Genomic DNA, 2,157 nt, shown 5'->3' with positions numbered 1-2,157 from the left:
GAATAGGGTGATCCCCCAATCCCCTCGCTAGGGAGCCTCGTTGGTCCACGCTGCCGAAACTTCCCTGAAAGTGCTGCTCGAAGGCACCAAGCAGTACCTGGTGCCCCTGTACCAGCGCACTTACTCATGGGAGCGTCCGCAGCACGTCCGTCTCTAGGAGGACGTGCTCAAGCTGACCGAGGACCGCGCGGCCGACCGCCAGACCACCCACTTCATCGGTTCCTTGGTCCTAGCTCCAGGCGCCACGAACGGCCCGGCTGGCGTGCAGCAGTTCCTCGTTGTCGACGGCCAGCAGCGCCTCACCACGCTGAGTCTCCTCCTGTGCGCCATCCGCGACCACCGGGCCGAGGTGGAGGGCGCACAGCACCGCGAGCGACTGAATGAGCAGTACTTGGTCAACAAGTGGGAGCAGGACTGTCAGCGCTCACGTAATTCCTCAGGTTGAGGGGTTCTCGCTCACGTAATTCCCCACATCGACTGTCTGTCGCTCAGGTAATTCGGCTCTGTCGCTGATTTTGTGATCACCGGGTGAGAAGGATTCTCTTGCGAGGAACTGTGGCAGCTGCTGGATTCTGCGCTCACCGAGCTGCCGGCCGGATCCTGGTGTCAGCGCTCACGTAATTCCTCAGGTTGAGGGGTTCTCGCTCACGTAATTCCCCACCCCGGCTGTCTGTCGCTCACGTAATTCCCCATAAGGATGGTGGGCGCGGCGGGGCAGGGGTGGCCTCCCAGGCAGGGCAGTCTCGCTTCCATCGATGTCGGTGGGAGGGGACCCGATGGCGAGGAGGACGTTCGAGATGATCGACCTGATTGAGTTGTATGAGCACTGGTGGGCGCAACGTTCCCAGGCCCAGATCGCGGAGAGTCTGGGGATTGACCGCAAGACGATCCGGAAGTATGTTGCGCCGGCGCAGGCCGCGGTGGATTCCGGACGGCTTGTGAGAGGTGCTGTATCGCAGCCGGATTGGCGTTCGCTGATCGATGAGTGGTTCCCGGCGGTGGGCGACTCGGCGTTGCGGCAGGTGACGTGGCCGGCGATCGCGGTGCACCGGGACTACATCCTGGAACAGCTGGAACAAGGCGTCACTCAGGCCACGATCCACCAGCGGCTGGTCGATGAACATGGCCTGGATACCTCGTATTCGTCGTTGAAGCGGTGGGTGGCTGCGCATCTGCCGGAGGAAGCACGCCGGTCGGCGGTGACGGTCTGGCGGCCGCCGGTGGAGCCGGGCAGTGAGGCCCAGATCGACTACGGAAAGCTCGGGTCGTGGCGGGATCCGTCCTTCCAGGTCTTGCCCACCGGCCGCATCCAGATCCCGAACCGATGAGTGAGCACTCTTTCCCCTTCCCCGCCGCATCTGCAATCGATTTCCGCCGTTCTCAAGGAACTCAGCATCGCCCGGGTCACCCGCCGCACGTCATGCCGCCCAGAGCGGCGCGCGGCCGGCCAGCGGACCAGACCAGAGACGACTGCATCCTGGCGCGCTAGAAACCGTCAAGCGCGCTCCCAGCGTCGACGACTGAACCTGGCCTTTCGCGAACACCTGCTCGTCATTCTGCCCGCACAGCCATCCACAGTCGTCGATACCACCCCACGTGCTGTTGTCTCGCAACCGGGTTGCAGTTGTCCGTAGCCATTTTGACTCTCGCTTGGGTCAATCTGATTGTTGTGTGAACCTCCAACGAGACCTTCAGGAGCATCCATGACCGGGACCATCGAACCCCAGCGCATCGAAGACGTTCTGGCTACCCAGCTCGGTATCGACCAGGACCAGTTCCTGGAGGTCTACGGAGCTGGCTGGAGCAAACTCGAGCTCGCCCGCAGCCGCTGGGATGTCGACCTGGAGCCGCCAAAGCCCTGGTACGTCGCCGGCGAACCTGTGCAGTTGATGCTGCAGATCGACGGGACCCAGGCTGTCGTCGCCCGTCCCGTAGGCCGCTGGCAGGGGGTTCACTCTCTCATCCACGAGCCCGCGGACGTGATGGAGATCAGCGGAGACGCTGCCACCGACAAGCACGTGGTGGCGGCGTTGCTGAGGGCCCGCCGGGCGACCTTCCGCTACTGCGCCCTGTGCCACGGGCAGAAGCCTCCGGAGTGGATGACCGACGGCACCTGCATGGCGTGCGCGTCGCACTGGCTCGGCGTCATCTATTGAG

Annotated in this window: 3 protein-coding genes; all 3 read left to right on the top strand. The window is 63.7% G+C overall.

Annotated features, from left to right (window positions below):
• The first annotated feature begins 163 nt into the window (after positions 1-163).
• The 3 genes from LWF15_RS35730 to LWF15_RS35720 all read left to right on the top strand — a co-directional run bounded on the left by LWF15_RS35730 (position 164) and on the right by LWF15_RS35720 (position 2,156).
• Positions 164-445, top strand: a complete 282-nt coding sequence (locus LWF15_RS35730; protein WP_232815445.1) for a DUF262 domain-containing protein — start codon at positions 164-166, stop codon at positions 443-445.
• Between the two features lie 352 nt (positions 446-797).
• A complete protein-coding gene (locus LWF15_RS35725) occupies positions 798-1,328 on the top strand; it encodes a hypothetical protein (protein ID WP_232815444.1) in 531 nt (176 codons plus the stop codon).
• 375 nt (positions 1,329-1,703) lie between these two features.
• On the top strand, positions 1,704-2,156 hold the full coding sequence (locus LWF15_RS35720; RefSeq protein ID WP_232815443.1) for a hypothetical protein: 453 nt from the start codon (positions 1,704-1,706) through the stop codon (positions 2,154-2,156).
• The last annotated feature ends 1 nt before the right edge of the window (position 2,157 follow it).

The organism is Kineosporia rhizophila (assembly GCF_021277265.1).
Lineage (GTDB): Bacteria > Actinomycetota > Actinomycetes > Actinomycetales > Kineosporiaceae > Kineosporia > Kineosporia rhizophila.
The sequence above is the reverse complement of the archived record's forward strand: the minus strand, read 5'-3'. Positions and strand labels throughout refer to the sequence as shown.

Coding starts and splice junctions, on each gene's coding strand:
- LWF15_RS35725 (WP_232815444.1), top strand. CDS start 798: ATGATCGACCTGATTGAGTTGTATGAGCACTGGTGGGCGCAACGTTCC.
- LWF15_RS35720 (WP_232815443.1), top strand. CDS start 1,704: ATGACCGGGACCATCGAACCCCAGCGCATCGAAGACGTTCTGGCTACC.